An 18,899-nucleotide genomic window follows, 5' to 3' on the forward strand; every position below is an offset into this window, starting at 1 on the left:
AGTAATATGAAAATGTTTCAATTTACCAATTTGTTTATATAATATTTATAATTGCATAACCATAAAGTGGGGGTCTTACGGACGCTTGTTCCGGGTAAAAAAAAATGGTGTACCTGTCTTTATAACAACAGATACGCCATTGATAATGAGATCAAATAACTCCAGATGCCAGTTAACCTTGTTCTACATAGCTTTTAAAATTATCGAGAATCGCCTGCCACCCTTGTTGTTGAAACGCTGCTGGGTGCGACGTGTCTGCATCAAATGTTTCAATGACTTCAGTTTCTTCGCCCTGATCATTAAATAGGATACTCACTTTTCTTCCATCAGCCATCGTATAAGCAAGGTTTTCATGTACTTTTACTTCATCATAGACCCCACCAAAATCGAATCCAGCACTGCCATCTTTGGCTTCCATTCTTGAAACGAATTTCCCACCAACTCTAAGATCATTTTCCGCAAATGGAGTGTGCCAATCATCTGAAGCATTATTCCACTGTTTTACGTGCTCTGGCTCTGTCCAATACTCCCAAACCTTGTCTACTGGTGCTTGGACAGTTGTTGCTACTTTAATTTCTTGAGATGCTTCCATTTTAAAAACCTCCTAAACAAATTCAAATTTTTCTAACGTTTGTTTACACGAGGTGCATAAATATATTATAAGGAATTCCCAGTTGTTTTACTACTGGGAATTGTTAAATAATTTTCTTTTGCTAACGCATTCATTACCTTTTTTTACCTTGACAGAATTTTATGATAAGATCTTATACAGTAATTACTATTAAAGGAGGTTGTTCCCATGGATATTTTGTCCGTAGCAATACTGTTCATCGCCCCTTTTTGCTTAATCTTCACCTATGTGATCCTTAAATTTTCCTGGAGCAAGGAGGCTAAAGGTAAGCAAGGTAAAGAGATAGTAAAGAAAGCTTTTCTCTATTCAGCACCTATATTCCCAGTTGGATGGCTGTGTCTTGATATGTTTCACCGTTATATTCAAGAGCTGTCATTAGAAATCTACAGGGATTTTATGCTTCTCCTACTTTTAGTGATGATGACGGTTTATGGAGCAGGTATACACCTATTTAAAAACAATCAACAGCGTGGTCTAAGTTGAGGGTAGAAATATGAAGCAAAAACCCATTTATGTCGATTACCACTATGAAAACACTTTAAATCAAAGTCTCAAACTATGGATCTCTCTTCCTAAAGGAGATTACCTTTCATCCTTAAAACCAAACCACCTGCATAAGTTGCCTACAGGTGATAACCTGGGTTACTTTGTGCTACCTAATCATACCGCCTTAAACCTTCGTTATCACCAAGAATGGTATACTCCAGAGCATAGAACTACACCTCTGACGAAAGAAGAGGAAGCATACTACTTAAGAGATACTACCCTTTCACCAATTAATGATGAGATCGTGGAACTAGCCAAAACGATTACAAATGGTATTGAAAAAAAGAATGACCAGGCAAAAGCAATTTTTCAATATATTGTTACTAACTTCAAATACATATACCCTCCCAAGAGCCGCGGAGTGAAATCCTTCTTACGCTTAAGAAAGGGAGACTGCGGAGAATTTTCCTTTTTATTTTCGTCCCTGTGCAGATCTCTCGGCATCCCAACAAGAACGTTATTTGGCTGTTGGTCCATCGGCAAAATGAGCGGCCATGCATGGAATGAAATATATTTAGAAGATGAAGGTTGGATTGCTGTTGATGTTAGCATGGCAAACATACAAAAGTATCAGGTTTTTAAGCTTTTCACCAGCGATATTCGCACACTACGATGGAAAAATTACTTCGGTAAAACAGAGGGACAGCGTGTTGTTTTCTCTAAGGATGCTGAGTTTGAGCTGCTGCCTGCATTTGTAGAAAGCGAAGAGATTTCAACAGAGATTGAACCTCTAAGCATTAATGATGAGCCGTTTTACTGGGGGCAAGAATCCTTAAATGGCAAAGCACCCTATCTTCAACCCGCGTATGTGAAGTTTTCACCGGGAAAATTTCCTCCTCATACTTCCATCGGGGCAGAGCACTTGCTTGGATCCTGGAGAGCAAAGGAAAAGGGATGGCGTGGGATCGTTGCCCATTCAAAGAAATATTTCGTTGGAATCGGCCTTTTTGCGATGGGGCTAGATGTTATTTTTCACAATGACTTTCTTGATCTCGTGTTCAAATGTAGCTTTGTTGGGTTATTTTTATGCTTTATTTTGAGAAGAGAGCGCCTTGTTCTGTTTAGTATCGCCCTTCTTTTTATGGCGCTTTCCCTTGCAGCTTCATTTTCAGAATTGTTATAAATAATGGTTTGAAATCTGGGAGTCAATTACATCAAAAAGGCACACCCCCATGAGGTGTGCCTTCCGCTCTATTTCCGATCAAAACTAACCCGCTCTGTCGCATTTCCGAGCGTTATCGCTGTTTCACTCGGTTTTGTTTGCGACATCAACTTGCCATTTCTGAAAGAATAGCGTACTGCCGCCTGCTTGCGAATCACTTCATATTCATTTTCTGCTGTCATCACGATGAAATTTGCCGGCTTTCCTTCTTCAATTCCATACTTGTCTTCAATATGCAATGTCTTCGCACTGTTTTTCGTGATCAGATCAATCGAGTTTACAATTTGCTCATAACCCATTAATTGGGATGCGTGGATCCCCATATGCAATACTTGCAGCATATTGCCAGTTCCTAATGGATACCATGGATCAAAGATATCATCATGGCCAAAGCAAATGTTTAGTCCTGCTTCCTGGAGTTCTTTTACGCGTGTCAGTCCTCTACGTTTGGGATAGGTATCGAACCTTCCCTGTAAATGAATATTAACAAGTGGATTGGAGACAAAATTAATGTTCGAAAGCTTCAATAGACGGAACAATTTTTGTGTATAAGCATCGTTGTAGGAGCCCATCGCTGTCGTGTGGCTCGCTGTTGTTCGTGTGCCCATACCTCGTTCATATGCTTCTTTTGCCACTACTTCCACAAAACGTGATTGCTCATCATCAATTTCGTCACAATGTATGTCCACTAAACGATCATATTTTTCGGCGAGATCAAAGGCTGTTTTCATCGACTCTACGCCATATTCTCTGGTAAATTCATAGTGCGGGATGCCACCAACGACGTCTGCTCCCATTTTTAGTGCTTCCTCAAGCAGTTCCGCGCCATTTGGGTAGGATTGAATCCCTTCTTGCGGGAAAGCAACAAGCTGAATATCAATATAGTCCGCCATTTCCTTTTTCACCTCCAGCATTGCTTTTAATGCCGTGAGGGTAGGATCTGTCACATCTACATGTGTCCGCACATGCTGTATGCCTTGAGCAATTTGCCATTTTAACGCTGTTTTCGCTCTTGTCTTCACATCTTCCTCTGTTAGTGACTCCTTGCGCTCGGACCAGCGTTGGATTCCTTCAAATAAGGTTCCGCTCTGATTCCATTCCGGCTCCCCGGCCGTTAACGTTGTATCTAAATGAATATGCGGCTCAATAAAAGGTGGCAAAACGAGCGCACCTTTTACGTCAATAACCTCTTCTGTCGCCGGCAGTTCGTCCAAGTTTTGTGTAATGGCAGCAAATTTTCCATTTTCAATGGCGATATGCCATGTTCCTTCTTTTCCGCGTAATGATGCATTTTTTATAAGCATTTTTGAATCTCCTTTTTCTAATCGTAAGAATCTACTTGTAGACAGCCCCGTTTAGCAGCGTTCTAGTCGGCTTTCCTTAAGACGGGTACTTCTTCTTTCCTAACTTTAATAGATGCCAAATACATAAATACGGTATAAACAGCAGCTGTGCCAATCAGCGCATTTAATGGTGTGATCCCTGGTGCAAACTGTGCGATTGCCACACCACTTGCCCATGCCCCAATTGCTACCCAGTTTACTGTTTTAAATGTCATTTCTTTAAACGTACCATACTTCCTTTTTCTAACAAAGAAATAGTCCGCGATAATGATCGCCCCAATGGAAGGGACAGCAGCTCCCAATATATTTAAGAAGCCAACAAAGTTGTTGTACATCCACATGGCGAGCAATGTTCCAACAAGACCATTTACGATCACAAACACCTTTTTAGGAAGCTTGGTGATATTCGCAAATCCTAGACCTGAGGCATAAAGCGCATTGTCATTGGTCGTCCAAATATTTAATCCTAATACGATAATCGCCGGGGTCATTAATCCTTGTAAAAACATCACTTCTGAAATATCAGGTAACCCGTAAGACATCGCTCCGACTGCTCCGAATAAAAACATTAACGAGTTTCCTAAGAAAAAGGCAATCACAGTTGCGACAACAGCTGATTTTGATGTTTTAGCAAACCGCGCAAAGTCTGGTGTTAACGTTCCCCCACTAATAAACGAGCCGACACAAATCGTTAGAGCTGCAGCTACCGTCAATGTCTCTGTTGGTTCATAGCTCCATAATGCATCAAAGCCACCTAAGTACTCTGTTGCTTCAAATACCGAATAGCTCCCTAAAATCGCAATCGCAGGTACAGCGATAAACCCTAACACAACTAAAGCTTTCATGCCAAAAATGGCGGATGCAGTAATGGCAATTCCAAAGATAAAGATTAACGCATAAACATTCCAGTCCATAGCGGTTGCCACAGGCACGGCAAACATCGCTACCCCAACACCGAACCAGCCAACTTGCGTAAAGCCTAGTAAGAAGGATGGCAAATACGATCCCTTTTCTCCAAATGCATATTTAGCCAACAGATGTGTGGACAGGCCTGTTTTTGCTGCAATATAAGCAAGCGATCCAGTGTACATGCCAAGCGCTATATTACCTATTAACATGATGATAATAAATTGTGAGAAGGATAAGCCAGCTCCCAATTCTCCACCAGCTAGCATACTAGCAGAGAAGAATGTAAATCCGAGCATAACAGATAATGTTTTCCAAAAATTATTTCGCTCTGACTGTGGTACTGCCTGTAATGAATATTCCCCATCTATTTTTTTCATGTTCATTCCTCCAACTATGATTTTCCGGTACCAAAAGTCACAGGAACAAAAAAAGAGGCTAATTACCAGTTAACCTGACAATTAGCCTCTATTTCTATACAATACACCAGCATAGGGTAAAGCACACCTACCACTCGTGTATTGTAAAAATCCGCTGTCCTTGTCAGCCTCTCTGGACTGAATTAAAGGTACCATATTTAATTAAGTAGATTATGACAGGAAAAAGGAGTTGTGTCAATAAGGGGGGAGAGGGAAGGGCTCTTGGGGCACAAAAAAGTCTAGTTTCTATTCATTGTGCCATCCTTCATGGTTTTAATTATTATTTTCTACCCATCCGGTTGTTACTCCTAATAATTTAGTTTACCTTTTATAAACGATTCAAACATATCTACGCTATTTTTACGGAATCGTTGTTTTTTCTTCACAAGCCATAGATTACGTTTGAAATCGACATCTTTTACTTTCGTTTCACATAAGGTCCCTTGCTCAAGTTCTCTTGCGACCGCTAATTTCGAGACAATACTAATACCAAGTCCTGCCTCAACCGCACTTTTAATCGCCTGCGTACTACCTAAATCCATATAGCTTTGAATCTTGTCTAGTACGTTAAGCTCCTGAAGGAAATTCTCGATAATCAACCGCGTACCAGAAGTCGGCTCCCGCCAAAGCATCTGTTCACTCGTCAATTCGTTAATCGCAATGGATTCCCTTTCTTTCCATGGGTGCTTTGGTGAGTGGATAAGCACGAGCTCATCCTCGGAAAATTCTTCCACGATCAACTTATCTGTTTGGACAATTCCCTCTACTAACGCAAGGTCTATCACATCGTCCAGTAATGCGTCAATTACTTGTGGGGTGTTTTCAACCATTAAGGATACATTTACATTGTGATACTCCGTTTTAAAATCGCCCAGCATTCCTGGTAAAAGATACTCTCCTATTGTTAAGCTCGCCCCTACTTTAAGCGAATCATGAAACCCTCTTAAATTATCTGATACAGCCGCTTTGGAACGATTAAAATCTGCCACCATCGCTTTAGCAAATGGATAAAGAACTTTACCGCTCTCTGTCAGTGTTAATCTTCCATCTGACCGATTAAAAAGCAATGCATGATAGTAAGTTTCCAGCTGATTAATTTGCTTTGATACAGCGGGTTGCGACACATACGATAGCTTAGACGCTTGACTAATGCTCCCTGTATCCACAACTAGACAGAAGATCTTTAACGTTTCGATGTTCATACTTACGCCCCTTAAATACATGCTATAACTGTATTATAACGTAAATCATGATAGAGGCACTATTATTGCAGGAAAGCAACATTGACGATGTTATATAGATTTATAAGAATGATAATGAGGATGGTGACATGAAACAGCTTCTCTATTTGCTTATTCGATAGTTTAACGGTAATGGTTGAGCCGATAATTCCACCTAAAATTCCACCAGGTATCATGTAGAATAGCATAGACAAGTCATATTCTGCATAGCCCGTAGTAAACGCGATCAACAATAAGGCCGATAATTGGGAGAAAAAGATAATGAAAATAGAGTTAACCGCCGCATTTTTCGCCGTCATGGAAAACAGTAAGATTAATACCGTAACGTTTAATGGGCCTCCCCCAATTCCAAGAAACGCTGATAGGAAGCCTAAAACAAAACCTATTGCAAAAATGGCCACTCTATTTTTAAAAGCAAACGATCTGATGTTGTCCTTTTTCAAGAAATAAATAAAGACAAGTGTTAGCAGCAATGCCAATACAGATGACTGGATAATTGCTGTAGCTGTAGGAATATTCAGCGTAACAGCAATGACGTTAAAAATACTTTTCCCCACCACTCCACCAAGGATAGACCCTACTGCGAGCACAGAACTAATTACTTTATCAACCTTAACTTCTTTATTTCTTAGTTTGATCAAAGAAACCGTGGCCATTGCTAGCACTGTCCCAGCAGATAGCACACCAATTGTAGGCAAATCAAAATCACCAAAAAAGTCTAATACTGGTTTAATAATTACCCCGCCACCTAACCCGGCAATAGCTCCCAAGGTAGAGGCAAGTAAACCGATGATAAAATATAAAATAAAGATGATGAACAGCTCCCAAGACGAATTTCTACCAATATCAGCTTAGCAAACAACCCAGTAACAGCATAATAGCAAATTGGCATAGGGTATAACCTTTTGGCATAGGAAGGACCCGAAAGTTATGAAGCATTGAAAATAGTTCCCTTGAGTAAAACTAATCCTCGTAGCAAGGGGTCCGCCATTTCATTCCGACCACCTCTTTTTTTACCACGAAACCACCATTCTATAATTTCACCTATAGAGCCGCCCTCACTACTGCCGTACATCTTGCCATATCTAATGCCTCTTTTGTTAAAGTATCCGTGTTCAAGCAAAGGTCGTATTCATTCATGCTTCCACGTTTAATGTTTGAAAAGCTTTGGTAATATAATTGTCTTTGCTGGGACTGACTTGCGATAAATGACGGGGCCTCTTCTTCGGTAACTCCACTAACGCGAACACACCGCTCTATTTTCTTCGTCATATCAGAAGTATAGGTATACACGTTTAAAAAGTTTATTTTTCCTTTTAACACAATGTCGGCCCCTCGCTCCATCAGGATACAAGGCCCTGCTTCCGCAATCCGCATAATAGTGTTGGAGTATGCTTCAAAGATTTTCTGAGCCATTCCATCCTCTGCTTTCTCTAAATCCATACTTAGGTTTGCTAATTTCTCATCATAATCTCGGAATACTTTTTCCTCGATGCCAGATTCTCTTGCAGCCTCTTTTAACAGGTCTTCTTCTCCATAAAACTCTACGCCCAATTCGTCTGCTAATTGTTTAGCAATAAGCCTGGCTCCACTTCCCAATTCACTTGTAAATACAACTGTTTTGCTAGTCATCATTAAAGTCCCTCCTATTTTAAGTAGCCCATTTCATCTCAGGACATCGAGATGAAATGAGCTATTCGCTTAATTTAAATTTCCTCCATTTGTTGCAATGACTTCCTTGTACCAATAAAACGAATCTTTTTTAGATCGTTTGAATGTACCGTTACCCTCGTCGTCTACATCCACATGAATAAAGCCATACCGCTTGCTCATTTCCCCTTTACTCGCGGAAATAATGTCAATCGGCCCCCACATGGTGTAGCCCATTACAGGAATGCCATCTACGTCAATTGCTTTTTTCAATTCTCTAAGATGGTCCTTTAGGTAATCAATTCGGTAAGGATCATGGATACTTCCGTCTTCTTCCACTTTGTCTTTTGCACCTAGCCCATTCTCTACGACGATTAATGGAAGCTGGTAGCGATCATATAACACATTCAGCAAATAACGAAGGCCCGCTGGATCAATCGGCCATCCCCATTCACTTGCTTTCAAATGTGGATTTTTATAGCCTGTTTTTACACCATTCAGACCCGTAAAGCGTAAAGGGGATTCTTCTCCAACGACATGTGTCAAATAGTAGCTAAATGAAATAAAATCAACGGTGCCTTTTCTTAGCTCTTCTTCATCGCCATCTTGAATAGGTAACACGATACCTTCTCGTTCAAATTCCTTTAGCTTGTATGCAGGGTAATAGCCTCGGCACTGCACATCGGCATAAAATAACATTTGGTGCATGAAATCATTAGCACGCTTCACATCTTCTGGATCACTACTGGCTGGATAAGCAACATGTCCGTTATACATCATGCCAACCTGATTTTCCGGGTCGATAGAGTGTGCAAGCTGTACTGCCTTTGCACTGGCCAAGAAATGATGATAAGCACCTGTCATCCGCGTTTGCTCGTCATCTGTATGAACACCAGCTGCCATCCAAGGCTTGGTGGACATAACATTGATTTCATTAAAGGTCATCCAGTATTTCACTTTTCCTTTATAACGTGTAAATACTGTTTCACAATAACGTAAGAAGAAATCAACGACTTTGCGGTTTGTCCATGATCCATATTTCTGCAGACCGAGCGGTGTTTCAAAGTGTGATAATGTTACCATTGGCTCGATTCCATATTGCAAGCATGTATCAAAAACCTCATCGTAATGCTTTAACCCTGCTTCGTTTGGTGTTTCATCATCGCCATTTGGAAAAATCCGAGACCAGGCGATAGACATGCGATATGCTTTAAAACCCATTTCCGCAAACAACGCAATATCTTCCTTGTAACGATGATAATGATCTACTGCGTTGTGGCTCGGATAATATTTTCCTTCAATAACGCCGTCAGTAATCTCTCGAGATGAATCAGGCGTAGCAGCAGTCATAACATCTGCTGTGCTTAATCCTTTTCCGTCCTCATTATAAGCTCCTTCACACTGGTTGGCGGCAGTAGCGCCGCCCCATAAAAAACCTTTTGGAAATCCCATTAGATTTAACTTCCTCTCTAGCTGTATTTATTTCTTCTTCAAAACTTTCTTCTTACGGTAGCTTAATTAAAGCTTCTCCAGGCTCTACTTGCTTGTCTGTAATCCCTAATACATCAGAGAACTCACTGGAATTCGTTACGATAACAGGTGTAATGATGTCATATCCTTCTTGTTTAATAGCTTCCATATCAAACTCTAATAGTAAATCACCTTTTTTAATGGTTTGTCCTTGTTCAACTTTCGGTAAATAATGAAGACCCTCTAATTTCACAGTGTCAATTCCAACATGGATTAAAACCTCTGCTCCTCCTTCACTTGTAATCCCTACTGCATGGTGGGAGTCAAGTAATGCAGATACTGTTCCATCAATTGGCGCAAAAACTTTTCCTTCTTCCGGAATAATTGCAACACCTTTTCCTAATATCTCTTCAGAAAACACGCCATCATTTATTTCTTTTAACTCAACAGCTTTTCCTTTGATTGGTGCATAAACAACATCATCTGTAATTTCCTTTTCTTCTGGTTCTTCTTTAGTAGACTCCTCTGGTGATTCGTCTATTTCTTCTTTAATTCCAAGGAAGTAAGACACGATAAACGATACAATAAACGCAATGACAATCCCGATTACAGCATAGATTAATACAGCAAAACCATCTGGACCAATGTAGCTAGGTAAGGCAAGGAGCCCTGGTGGTACTTGAGCAAATCTGCCGACTTCCATAATTCCCAGGAATAATCCACCAGCTCCACCACCAATCATCGCTGCAATTAGCGGTCTTTTATATCGTAAGTTAACCCCATACAAAATAGGCTCGGTAATTCCTAAGAGTGCAGTAATCCCCGTAGAGGATGCTAATGCCTTAAGTTCCTTATCTTTTGCCCGTAATGCGACACCAAGTCCCGCGCCACCTTGTGCAACGTTAGATACGAGCATACCGAGGCCAGCTACAGGGTCAAATCCTTTTGTAGCAAGTTCATTAATTCCAATAGAAATTAAACCATAATGCATTCCAATCATAACGAGCAATGGCGTGAAAGCCCCTACTAGAGTTGGTACTAGCCAGCTCGCATAATCATTTAAGAAAGAAAAGACATATGCCAGTCCAACCCCTAAATAATTTCCTAGTGGGCCAATAGCAATTAATGTTACGGTCGCTACAATAAAGATGATAAACAATGGTGCTATTACAATACGAACGTTTTTATGAACGACCCTGTTAATAAATGGTTCCACATAAGACATAAACCAAACAGCTAAAATAATTGGTATTACCGTCGAAGAATAGCTTACCAAACCAACAGGCAGACCTATGAAGTTTATTCCTTCACCACTTTCCTGTGCTGTTGATACTAAGGCTATAAAGTTCGGATGTAATAGAATACCCCCTATTACCATGGCAAGATATTGATTTACCTCGAACTTCTTAGCTGCTGAGGCTGCCAGAATTATTGGGAGAAAATAAAATCCGGCATCCCCCATAAAACCTAACACTTGCAGGATTTGTGATTCTGGCGGGAGTAAGTTAAAGCCGTTTATGATGGCAACTACCGCCTTCAGCATCCCGGCTCCAGCCAGCACTGGGATGATAGGGGTAAAGATTCCTGCAATAATATCAATTGCCTTTGAAACCTTCCCTCTTTTATCTTCTGGTTGTGCATTATCGCTACTATCACCATCAAAATTACCTAATTTCATAATTTCTTTATGAACAAAAGATACGTCTGTGCCAATGACAACCTGGTATTGGCCACCTTTATTGGCTACACCGACAACCTCTTTTATTTTTTCCAGTCCTTCTGTATCTGCTTTGCTATCATCATATAAGTTAAAACGCAGTCTTGTTGCACAATGTGTCACATAGGAAACGTTTTCTTTTCCGCCAACTTTATCTAAGATAGTCGAGGCAAGATCTTTATAATTCATGACAATCCCTCCTAGTCTTCTTTTTCAAAGAAATAAAAAATACCCACCAATCACATCAGAAATCGATTCACGATCTCCAATGCAACTGATGGGTATAGCCTTTCGTAACAATCCCAATTTATATTAAGTTTATAGACTTTCTTCTATAACTCTTCTTATATGAATGGCAAGGTAGACTAGTTCGTCTTCTGACAGCTTACGATTCACTTCTTTATTCACGTACGCTTCAATCTTCTTGGCGCACTTATATTCCTCAGGATACTTTGTTTTGACGACATCCAGGAAACCTAAATCCTCACTCTTCACGGTTTTCCCTGTAGATACTCGCCTTACAAAGTATTTCAAGTGTGTCATAAAACGATCATAATGTATCGAACTTTCGTTTAACTCTAACCCATAGTGGTAGCGGACAATATCCAAGATTTTCTTTTGCCTCTGGACTAATTCCATTGTTTCTTGAACCTTTACCGAATCATCCATCTGAGCATTCACTAAATATAATGCAATAAAACCGGCATCTGAGTTAGAGAGTTCTACTCCATGTCTTTTTCGCACGATGTTCAAGGCTTCTTTGGCAATAAGATACTCATGGTTATAAAATCTGCTGATTTCCCACAAGAGAGCATTCCTTACCTGCTTGCCTTTTTTAGCACGGTCAATGGCGTGATAAATATGGTCTGTTAAACTTAACCAAATGGTATCATCCAGTTTTTTGTCAAGGGAGTTCATAGCATAACGAACAATTTCATTGGTTGTTTGAACATATGCATAAGGAATATTTGAAAGAAGCATTTCTAAATAATTGCTATTACTTTCTTCCTGATCTATGACATATACTCTTTCGATTAGTCCTTCATCAATGAGATCATGTTTATGCTTCTGGAAGCCTAAGCCCTTACCCATTACCAAAACTTCTTTACCATCTTTAAAGGATCGCACTAAATTATTGTTAATAACCTTATCTATTTTCATGAAATCAATCTTCCTTCAAGCTTGTTCCCTATTATTAAAAAGGACTAAAACGGTATAGCCTACCGATAGATAGTAACTATCCGGAAAACACTATAACAATAAAAATCTAATAAAAAACGTGCTAATAAACCAGTATAGCCTGCCTATAATACAGTAACTACCCAGAATATTTACGGTTTTATCATAACGTTAATTGATAACGTTGTCAATAGAGTCGTTTAGGTCTTGTGGCCTAGAAATTGCAGGCTTTTAAGTATCTGTTTCTTATAAATTCTGATCTAGATCCCCTACCTTATACTCTACCAATACCAAGAAAAAAAGCATCGGAAAACAAAATCCATGTTTCCCAATACTTTTCACTATGAACACGTTATATAAACAACGGTACAATTAAACCTGCGAGCAGTAAGATAATGGATCCGCCTAAACGAGAAGATATTTGTGAAAACGGCATGAGCTCCATTCTTTTTGCGGCAGAAAGAACGGCAACATCGCCAGTACCTCCCATATTAGCCATACATAGGCCCGCCGTGATGGCAGATTCTATTGGATAGAACCCAACAGCCTTCCCTAAAAGTCCCGCTCCAATTATTGCACCAAGTACCACACCAAATACGGTTAAAATATACTGCAATGTAAGGGCATCCAAAACAGTGCCTAAATCTGTATAAGCAACCCCAATTCCAAATAGCAGTGCGAACGTCCAGTTTTTCGCAACGAATTGATACCACTGGCTTGCACCTTCTACCACAATAGCAGGTAGTAAGTTTGCAATCTTAGCAACGGCTACTAAAATAATCATAATTGCGTATCCATGTAATGGGATAATGTTCGCTATTAACATACCTAGGGTGAAGAAGGATAATGCTGCAAGCAATCCTGCACCCATTTTCTGAATATCGTATTTCATTTCAGGCTTTTCATACGTAAAGCCTTGCAAAAGTTGCCCATTCCCAGATAATGATGGGTATTTTTCCCCGATTTTATTTAGGACACTCGCCAGGATAATCGCAAACACATTTCCTAATGCAAGTGCTGGAACGAGCATTGAAATATAGTAGCTAGGATCTTGACCAAGTAACTCAGAGTAAACCTGACTCATTGGAACTGCACCAGCTCCCATTCCACCACCCATAATTGGCATGGCAATCACAAGTACCGCTTCTTGAAGCGTGAAGCCAACAATCGACCCGATTAAAGCGGTTAGCGCCATCGCTCCAACCACTGCACCACCGATTGGAATAAAATAACGCAACCCTACTTTTACGAGTATTTTAGAATTCATTCCTAGAATACTGCCTGTAATCAATGCTGCGATATAAAAGTCTAAAAAGCCTCCTGTCTTCATGAAATCATTAACAGAAGTAGTGATGGTCTCAGGCAGCATTCCGCTGTAAACCATGTAAGCAGAACCGAAAATTGCTAAAATCGCTCCGCCCCCAAGAAAGGTCTTAACGATTGGTAATCGATCACCGACCCAACCAAAGGCCTCGCCTATCACAATCATGACAAGTAACGTACCAATCATCCCTCCTGGAAGATTTCCTGTATACATACTGATAAGTGTAATGGCTGCAAATAATACAAACCAGATAATGGGCGTATTAAAAATAGCAGGACCTTTATTTAGTTTAGTAAATGCCAACGTATTACTCGTTGTTTGTTTCTTATTGGACTCTTGATTATAGTTTCTTAGTGCGTCTCCCATCTACAAAATCCCCCTTTTGAAGTACCATTTAAGAAATGGATCTTCCTCCCTTTCTTTGTTGGTATGCTGTAACTCGAACTGCCTTAGCCACAAGTGGCGCTACACGCTTATCCAGTGCACTTGGAATAATGTACTCGGCATTTAATTCCTCATCCGTAATAACACTAGCAATTGCATGCGCTGCAGCTACTTTCATTTCCATGGTGATATCCTTAGCATTAGAGTCTAATGCACCTCTAAAGATACCAGGGAAAGCTAAGAGATTATTTACTTGGTTCGGATAATCTGATCTCCCTGTTCCTACGACAGCAGCGCCAGCTTCCAACGCATCTTCAGGGTAAATTTCCGGTAATGGATTTGCCATTGCCAGTACGATAGGATCCGCATTCATCGCTTTAACATGTTCAGGTTTCATAACAGCTGGGGCAGATACGCCGATAAACGCATCAGCACCTTTAATAACATCGTCTAATGTTCCGGTTATCCCTGACAGATTTGTTTGTTCCGCAATTTTTTCCTGCGCAGGATTCAACCATGCTTCCCCTTTACTAACAACCCCTTCAAGGCTTACAAGCGTAATGTCTTTATAACCAGCTGTTAGGAGTAATTTAGCAATGGAAATTCCCGCTGCTCCAGCTCCATTAATCACAATCTTGACGTTTTTATGCTCTTTTTTCACTACTCTTAGCGCATTATACAAAGCAGCTAATACAACGATGGCAGTACCATGCTGGTCATCATGGAATACTGGAATATCAAGTTCCTTCTTTAATCGTTCCTCAATTTCAAAACAGCGTGGTGCAGCAATATCCTCTAAATTAATTCCACTAAAGCTCGGCTGAAGCGCTTTAACAATATTGACAATTTCATCTACATTTTGTGTATCAAGACATAATGGGAAAGCATCCACATCTGCAAATTTCTTAAACAAAATACTTTTCCCTTCCATAACAGGCATCGCTGCTTTTGGTCCAATATCTCCTAGCCCTAGAACAGCAGTACCGTCTGTTACAACCGCTACCATGTTCCCTCTAGCAGTCAATGTATTAATCTCGTTAGGATCCTCGGAAATAACCTTACATACATCCGCTACTCCAGGAGTATAGACAAGACTTAGATCTTCTTGATTTTCTACATCCACTCTACTTGTTACTTCTATCTTACCTGCATGTTTCCGATGCAGTTCAATTGTTTCGTCTCTTAGGTTTCGTTTAGACATTTACAAAACACTCCTTATGGTAATCGCTTTCAAAATCTGAACTCATCTTACTCTGTTTTCAGTTCAAAGAATAGGTTTTGTAATTAATTCATTCTTTTTGTAACTAAAAAAAGCACCAGCTCAAATGGTGAGTGTGCAAAAAAAATGACCCAACAATCTGGGCCATCTTAATCAACATATTCTTTTAAACTCTCATCATTTCCCTTATACGTATAGTGATAGACAGGCCTTCCAATCCCATAGTTTAGCGTTTCCTCTAACACATCAATCTCCACTAAAAACTGCAAATATTTCCTAACAGATACTCTAGAGATAGCGGTAGTCTCAGCTAATTCATCCGTTGTAAAAGACTTCATTTGTTTCATCGCGTTTACAATTACAATTAATGTACTCTCCGTTAATCCCTTTGGCAATACCTTTTTCTCTTTCTGTGCTTGAATAGCTGATTTAAAAAGCTTTTGATCTATTAACGTTTGATCAAGGTTTTCTTTTTCATGAAAAATTTTATATTTCTCTTTATACTTTTCCAGAGCTTGTTTAAAACGCTCAAATTCAAAAGGTTTAATCAGATAATCTATTGCCCCGTAATGTAAGGCCGTTTGGATCTTGTCTACTTCTGACGCTGCGGTGATGAGAATAACATCAATCTCCAAAGCCTTATCTCTGATTTCAGCTAATAAATCAAGCCCATTTTGCCCCGGCATATAGACGTCTAACAAGATTAAGTCTACTCTTTTCGAGTTAATAATCTCAGTCGCTTTGCTTACAGTGTCAGCAATGCCTACTAAGCCATAGTCCTCCAGCTTGCTAAGAAACCGTTTATTAAATTCTGCCACCATGGGGTCATCTTCAACTATTAAAACATTAATCATCTATAATACCTTCTTCCTGATTTAACTGCACGTTTATATCAAAGGTAGAGCCTTCACTGCTTGTATTGATGTTAAGCTCTCCATTTAATTTTTCCACACTCTGTTTTACTAAATAGAGCCCGACTCCTCTGTTTGGTCCCTTTGTTGAAAAGCCTTTTGTAAAAATGGCATCTAGATTCTCTTCTTTTATCCCCGGGCCTGAATCGGCTAAGGTGATAGAAAGTTTATGCTCCTCTTCTTTTAACCTTACTTTTACTTTCTTCTCATCACTATGTGAAAGTGCCTCTATGGCGTTATCAATGAGGTTCCCCATAATGGTAATAAGCTCGTGGTTCATATCGGAATTAGGTGACTCTGAAATGGTGGATTCACATACCACCTGAAGGTCAACGCCCTCTTCCCGTGCATAGCTGAGCTTACCCATCAGTAACCCTGCGAGAACAGGGTCCTTAATGTTCTTTGCAACTTTTTCTACATCATGATTTTTATTATCTACTAATTTTCGAATGAACTCTAATAATTCATCATACGCTTCCATTTGTACCATTCCAAAAATAACGTGCAACCGGTTCATGAACTCATGCGATTGGGCACGCAAAGCCTCTGCATATGTTCGTATACCTATTAACTGCTTGGCTAATTGGTTTACTTCGGTCATATCTCGAAATGTGGATATAGCCCCTACAATTTCCTGGTTCACAACCAACGGCTCCCGGTTTACCAGGATGGTCACACCATTTATGCTTTGTTCCTCGTCATGCTCAGACTCACCAGTTTGCAAAACCCTTTCCAGCTTTGAACTGTACATGTAGTCATTAATATTCATCCCAATCGGCTTTTCCGTTAAGCCGGCTTTCTTAAAGATCCTAAGAGCGGATTTATTAACCAACGTAATGGTGGAATGTTTATCCACCGCAACAATTCCTTCATGGACAGATTGAAGCATGGTACTTCTTTCTTCCAGCAGCTGAGATATTGCCTCAGGCTCTAATCCAAATAGCTTTCCTTTTATATATCTGGCCAGAACGATGGCACCAATGACACCAACTAATAATCCAAAAATGGTACCTATTAGTATATTTCGATGGCTCTCTGATAACGTTAGCGCAATGCTCTCTAACGAAATTCCGACTGCCACCGCACCAATTTGCTCTCCGTCCGTCGCAAATACGGGAGTAAACGCCCTTAAGGAATCACCTAGCGTTCCTTCTGAAATGGAAATGCTCTCTTCCCCATTCAAAACACGATCTTCATCACCCCCAACAAAACTCTTGCCAATTCTATCAGGGTTAGGATGCGATTTACGAATACCGTTCATGTCCATGACCACAACGTACATGACCTCTGTTAGGTTTTGCACCTCATTGGTATATTCCTGTATTTCACCAGCCCTCTCCTCATTAGAGAGTCCCTCCACTACAATGGGGGAATCTGCAACAGTCCGGGATACGGTTTGCGCCTTTTCCTGCCTTTCCTGTTCAATCCTTTCACTGGTCGATCTACTGATCAACAAATCTGTAATTAATAAAGAAGACAAAACAACGATACATACAAACAAAACGATCATAGTGTTTAACTTCATGAATTTTTTCATATAGGACACCTCGGTGCTTGCCGTTATTTTAAGTAGCTTTATCTTATTATGAAGGTAACTTCCTTGGAAGAAAAGGGGCGGAGAATAAAAGACGAGAGCCATAAGCTCCCGTCTTTACAAGTTTAGCTTTTAAACACCTATCCTGTTAGCTTAGGTTTTTCACACCAGTCTCTAACATTTCCATCTGCAGCAATGTCTCTTCATCTGTAATGGTCTTATCTTTTCCATTTATAACCGCTTCGTACAAATCATCATATACACGACCATAATCCCCATTAACGGACTTCACTTTTTCTTCGCGAATGGTACCATCCTCATCGACATAGGTGAGCACACCATAGTGCTGTAATGTATCAATGCCGAAATCCTTGTTATCAGGCATGTAAAATAACTTCAAATGCTCTTCCTGACGATCTTTCGTTTCCTTGACAAAGCTACCTTTATTGCCATGCACGACGAAGCTAGGTCTTTCCTTCACTCTGAAATAACTCGATTTAACCGATACCTTTAATCCACCATAGTATAAATCCAAATCGAAATAATCATTTTTTCTTCCTTCTCCTAATAACTGTCTCACATCATAATGGATTTCATCGGGCTTACCAAAATAACTGATTACCTGATCTAATGTGTGACAGCCATGTTCGTATAAAAAGGACGAGCCAGCCTCAAAATGGTGAACAGATTCAGGTACTTCAGGGCGGTAATAATCATAATGCATTTCCACTTCCAGCAAGTCCCCTAATTTCCCTTCTTCGATTACCTTTTGTACGGTTAAAAAGTCGCTATCAAACCGTCTGTTCTGGTATGCCTGCACAATTAGCCCCTTCTCTTTGGCAAGTGCAAATATTTCTTTCGCCTGTTCGGAGGTCTCCATAAAAGGCTTTTCCACCAAACAGTGCTTGTTATGCTCTAATACTTTCCTTGCATAGTCATAATGGCTATCATGTTTTGTACAAATGACGATGAGCTGGATCTCCTCGTCCCGTAGCATTTCATCTAAATCAGAGGTGTAATGTACGCCGGCGATTTTATCCCAACTATCATTTTCAGGTGTTCTTCGATAAATTGTTTTTACCTTAATATTGTCTCGTTGCAGAACGAACGGCAGGTGATACCTGTTCGTGCTTTTTCCATTTCCGATATATCCGATTGTAAGCATAATGATCCTCCTGAAAAATTAATAACAGCGTGTATGTAAAAGTACCTCCTTAAATTGATAATTGCATCAACCTAGGAGGTACTTCTCTATTTGCATTT

The 18,899-nt window shown here is 40.0% G+C and carries 16 protein-coding genes; 2 read left to right on the plus strand and 14 right to left on the minus strand.

The features are described from left to right. Positions 1-172: 172 nt before the first annotated feature. Entirely contained in the window at positions 173-592 is a 420-nt protein-coding gene (locus tag LG273_RS18390; protein ID WP_404456543.1) for an SRPBCC family protein, read from the minus strand. A 207-nt stretch (positions 593-799) separates the two neighbouring features. Here LG273_RS18390 and LG273_RS18395 point away from each other — a divergent pair, with 207 nt between their 5' ends. Next, positions 800-1,114 (plus strand): hypothetical protein, encoded by a 315-nt coding sequence (locus LG273_RS18395; RefSeq protein WP_404456544.1) that lies wholly within the window; start codon positions 800-802, stop codon positions 1,112-1,114. Between the two features lie 10 nt (positions 1,115-1,124). Then, the gene (locus LG273_RS18400) at positions 1,125-2,300 is read left to right on the plus strand and encodes a transglutaminase-like domain-containing protein (protein ID WP_404456546.1); all 1,176 of its coding nucleotides are present in this window, start codon (positions 1,125-1,127) and stop codon (positions 2,298-2,300) included. Positions 2,301-2,368: 68 nt separating this feature from the next. Here LG273_RS18400 and LG273_RS18405 read toward each other — a convergent pair whose 3' ends face one another. The 13 genes from LG273_RS18405 to LG273_RS18465 all read right to left on the minus strand — a co-directional run bounded on the left by LG273_RS18405 (position 2,369) and on the right by LG273_RS18465 (position 18,801). Beyond that, positions 2,369-3,643 carry a cytosine deaminase gene (locus LG273_RS18405; RefSeq protein WP_404456548.1) on the minus strand — a complete coding sequence of 425 codons (1,275 nt, stop codon included), beginning with the start codon at positions 3,641-3,643 and terminating at the stop codon, positions 2,369-2,371. 62 nt (positions 3,644-3,705) lie between these two features. Continuing rightward, positions 3,706-4,968 (minus strand): cytosine permease, encoded by a 1,263-nt coding sequence (codB, locus tag LG273_RS18410; protein ID WP_404456550.1) that lies wholly within the window; start codon positions 4,966-4,968, stop codon positions 3,706-3,708. A 347-nt stretch (positions 4,969-5,315) separates the two neighbouring features. Next, positions 5,316-6,209 (minus strand): LysR family transcriptional regulator, encoded by an 894-nt coding sequence (locus LG273_RS18415; RefSeq protein WP_404456552.1) that lies wholly within the window; start codon positions 6,207-6,209, stop codon positions 5,316-5,318. Positions 6,210-6,271: 62 nt separating this feature from the next. Continuing rightward, positions 6,272-7,093 carry a sulfite exporter TauE/SafE family protein gene (locus LG273_RS18420; RefSeq protein ID WP_404459597.1) on the minus strand — a complete coding sequence of 274 codons (822 nt, stop codon included), beginning with the start codon at positions 7,091-7,093 and terminating at the stop codon, positions 6,272-6,274. Between the two features lie 199 nt (positions 7,094-7,292). After that, the gene (locus LG273_RS18425) at positions 7,293-7,883 is read right to left on the minus strand and encodes an AAA family ATPase (RefSeq protein WP_404456554.1); all 591 of its coding nucleotides are present in this window, start codon (positions 7,881-7,883) and stop codon (positions 7,293-7,295) included. 66 nt (positions 7,884-7,949) lie between these two features. Beyond that, the gene (locus LG273_RS18430) at positions 7,950-9,350 is read right to left on the minus strand and encodes a glycoside hydrolase family 1 protein (protein ID WP_404456556.1); all 1,401 of its coding nucleotides are present in this window, start codon (positions 9,348-9,350) and stop codon (positions 7,950-7,952) included. Positions 9,351-9,402: 52 nt separating this feature from the next. Next, positions 9,403-11,274, minus strand: a complete 1,872-nt coding sequence (locus tag LG273_RS18435; RefSeq protein WP_404456558.1) for a beta-glucoside-specific PTS transporter subunit IIABC — start codon at positions 11,272-11,274, stop codon at positions 9,403-9,405. A gap of 129 nt (positions 11,275-11,403) precedes the next feature. Further along, on the minus strand, positions 11,404-12,246 hold the full coding sequence (gene licT, locus LG273_RS18440) for a BglG family transcription antiterminator LicT (protein WP_404456560.1): 843 nt from the start codon (positions 12,244-12,246) through the stop codon (positions 11,404-11,406). A 370-nt stretch (positions 12,247-12,616) separates the two neighbouring features. Then, entirely contained in the window at positions 12,617-13,954 is a 1,338-nt protein-coding gene (locus LG273_RS18445; RefSeq protein WP_404456562.1) for a 2-hydroxycarboxylate transporter family protein, read from the minus strand. Positions 13,955-13,982: 28 nt separating this feature from the next. Beyond that, positions 13,983-15,173: an NADP-dependent malic enzyme gene (locus LG273_RS18450; protein ID WP_404456564.1), complete on the minus strand. Its 1,191-nt coding sequence runs from the start codon at positions 15,171-15,173 to the stop codon at positions 13,983-13,985. 167 nt (positions 15,174-15,340) lie between these two features. After that, entirely contained in the window at positions 15,341-16,045 is a 705-nt protein-coding gene (locus LG273_RS18455; RefSeq protein ID WP_404456566.1) for a response regulator, read from the minus strand. Continuing rightward, positions 16,038-17,639, minus strand: coding sequence for a DcuS/MalK family sensor histidine kinase (dcuS, locus tag LG273_RS18460; protein WP_404456568.1), 1,602 nt, complete (start codon positions 17,637-17,639; stop codon positions 16,038-16,040). Before dcuS ends, LG273_RS18455 begins: the two co-directional genes overlap by 8 nt. Before the next feature lie 145 nt (positions 17,640-17,784). After that, on the minus strand, positions 17,785-18,801 hold the full coding sequence (locus LG273_RS18465; protein WP_404456569.1) for an oxidoreductase: 1,017 nt from the start codon (positions 18,799-18,801) through the stop codon (positions 17,785-17,787). Between the last annotated feature and the right edge of the window lie 98 nt (positions 18,802-18,899).

Origin of the sequence: Oceanobacillus kapialis, assembly GCF_044790185.1 — a bacterium.
Taxonomy (GTDB): domain Bacteria; phylum Bacillota; class Bacilli; order Bacillales; family Amphibacillaceae; genus Oceanobacillus_B; species Oceanobacillus_B kapialis.

What these genes read in the sequence shown, in the direction of transcription:
- LG273_RS18390 (WP_404456543.1), bottom strand. Translation starts at nt 592, where the DNA reads ATGGAAGCATCTCAAGAAATTAAAGTAGCAACAACTGTCCAAGCACCA.
- LG273_RS18395 (WP_404456544.1), top strand. Translation starts at nt 800, where the DNA reads ATGGATATTTTGTCCGTAGCAATACTGTTCATCGCCCCTTTTTGCTTA.
- LG273_RS18400 (WP_404456546.1), top strand. Translation starts at nt 1,125, where the DNA reads ATGAAGCAAAAACCCATTTATGTCGATTACCACTATGAAAACACTTTA.
- LG273_RS18405 (WP_404456548.1), bottom strand. Translation starts at nt 3,643, where the DNA reads ATGCTTATAAAAAATGCATCATTACGCGGAAAAGAAGGAACATGGCAT.
- codB (WP_404456550.1), bottom strand. Translation starts at nt 4,968, where the DNA reads ATGAAAAAAATAGATGGGGAATATTCATTACAGGCAGTACCACAGTCA.
- LG273_RS18415 (WP_404456552.1), bottom strand. Translation starts at nt 6,209, where the DNA reads ATGAACATCGAAACGTTAAAGATCTTCTGTCTAGTTGTGGATACAGGG.
- LG273_RS18425 (WP_404456554.1), bottom strand. Translation starts at nt 7,883, where the DNA reads ATGATGACTAGCAAAACAGTTGTATTTACAAGTGAATTGGGAAGTGGA.
- LG273_RS18430 (WP_404456556.1), bottom strand. Translation starts at nt 9,350, where the DNA reads ATGGGATTTCCAAAAGGTTTTTTATGGGGCGGCGCTACTGCCGCCAAC.
- LG273_RS18435 (WP_404456558.1), bottom strand. Translation starts at nt 11,274, where the DNA reads ATGAATTATAAAGATCTTGCCTCGACTATCTTAGATAAAGTTGGCGGA.
- licT (WP_404456560.1), bottom strand. Translation starts at nt 12,246, where the DNA reads ATGAAAATAGATAAGGTTATTAACAATAATTTAGTGCGATCCTTTAAA.
- LG273_RS18445 (WP_404456562.1), bottom strand. Translation starts at nt 13,954, where the DNA reads ATGGGAGACGCACTAAGAAACTATAATCAAGAGTCCAATAAGAAACAA.
- LG273_RS18450 (WP_404456564.1), bottom strand. Translation starts at nt 15,173, where the DNA reads ATGTCTAAACGAAACCTAAGAGACGAAACAATTGAACTGCATCGGAAA.
- LG273_RS18455 (WP_404456566.1), bottom strand. Translation starts at nt 16,045, where the DNA reads ATGATTAATGTTTTAATAGTTGAAGATGACCCCATGGTGGCAGAATTT.
- dcuS (WP_404456568.1), bottom strand. Translation starts at nt 17,639, where the DNA reads ATGAAAAAATTCATGAAGTTAAACACTATGATCGTTTTGTTTGTATGT.
- LG273_RS18465 (WP_404456569.1), bottom strand. Translation starts at nt 18,801, where the DNA reads ATGCTTACAATCGGATATATCGGAAATGGAAAAAGCACGAACAGGTAT.